The sequence below is a fragment of the Lacticaseibacillus salsurae genome (assembly GCF_045862175.1).
Taxonomy (GTDB): Bacteria; Bacillota; Bacilli; order Lactobacillales; family Lactobacillaceae; genus Lacticaseibacillus; species Lacticaseibacillus salsurae.
Window position 1 is genome coordinate 1 of sequence record NZ_BAAFZI010000136.1, and the last position, 1,428, is coordinate 1,428.

The 1,428-nt window shown below is 49.4% G+C and carries 1 protein-coding gene; it reads left to right on the plus strand.

Annotated features, from left to right (window positions below; all coding sequences use genetic code 11):
- Positions 1-1,252, plus strand: a 1,252-nt coding sequence (locus ACKTSG_RS14240; protein ID WP_407895685.1) for an RNA-guided endonuclease InsQ/TnpB family protein, incomplete at its 5' end; no start/stop codon positions are given.
- Positions 1,253-1,428: the final 176 nt, after the last annotated feature.

The following is a 1,428-nucleotide window of genomic DNA, read 5'->3' on the forward strand; positions in this document are numbered from 1 at the left end:
GACAATGGCTCAGTTGCCTTACCACTACGGGGTGAAGGTCCGCATTTTCCCGTCTAACGAGCAAAAACGGCTCATCAAGCTCAACAGTGACGCCAGCCGGTTTGTTTATAACGAGATGAACGGGATGAACCGCGAGTTGTTTTGGCTGCGTCAAGTCAAAACGCCGATATTGTTAATCCAGCAACGCATCAGTACCCTAGAGGCGCGCTTAAAATCGCCAGCTACCGGGATTTCAAACATTCACGGGTGGCTTAATAATCCAGACTTGGACAGTTTGATGAAAGCTAACGCAATCAAGAACTATCACGCCGCTTGGAACCTGTTTCGCAAGGTTCACCGAGCTGGCACACCGGTTTTCCACAAGAAGGGCATCGAACAGAGGTATCAAACTTCTTGTTTGTACATTAGTAAAACTGCTAATCCTAACATGATGAACGGTTCTGTGCGTTTGCTTGATCGCCACTATCTACAACTGCCCAAGCTTGGGCGAGTGCGCTTCAAAGGTATGCCTGACAAACTGGTTAATCAGTCTGCACTGATCCGCATTGGTACGACAACCATCTCAATGGATGCCACCGGGCGCTATTATGTTTCGATGCAATTGGGGTCTGAACAGCCATTTGTAGATAACGTTGTTGCCCGACCGGCACCTGTTGGCATTGATTTGAACACTGACAATTTCATGACTGACTCAGATGGCAACGTGGTCGCCAACCCACGTTACTACCGGTCAATCAAGAATCAACTGGCGAAAGCTCAGCGCAAATTATCTCGGCGTCAACTGCGAGCCAAGAAAGAACATCGCCCATTGCATGAGGCTCAAAACTATCAAAAGCAACGGACAGTAGTGGCCAACATTCAACGCAAGGTGGCAAACCGCCGCAGAAACTTCCTGCATTTCGTTTCGACAGCACTTATCAAGAACCACGATCTGGTTGTCGCAGAGGAACTGCGTAGTAAGAATATGTTGCAAAACCATGCACTGGCAATGAGCATCTCCGACGTTGGCTGGCGCACGCTGCTAGGCATGCTGGCGTACAAGGCCGACCTATATGGTCGTAAGTTTGTGAGCGTCAATCCTAGGAACACGACGCAAACCTGTTCTGACTGCGGTTTTGTTATGGGCACAGACAATACCGCCAAATTAACCCTTGCTGACCGAAAATGGACTTGCCCCAAGTGCAGTACGTACCATGTTCGCGATCATAACGCGGCCAAAAACATTTTGGCAAAAGGATTGGCCAGTAACTAAACGATGACCGTCCGTCTGGCAACCTGCGGACGTAAAAGGCTTTGGTAATTAGCGTATAAGACCCGCTTGATGATTAACCATCGAGTGGGCGGTGCCGTATCTAAGCAAATTGTGGTCGTCACGCCATCAGGCGCGGCTCTCACAAGCTCCCAGCTTTAGCTGGGAGTGGTTGACGA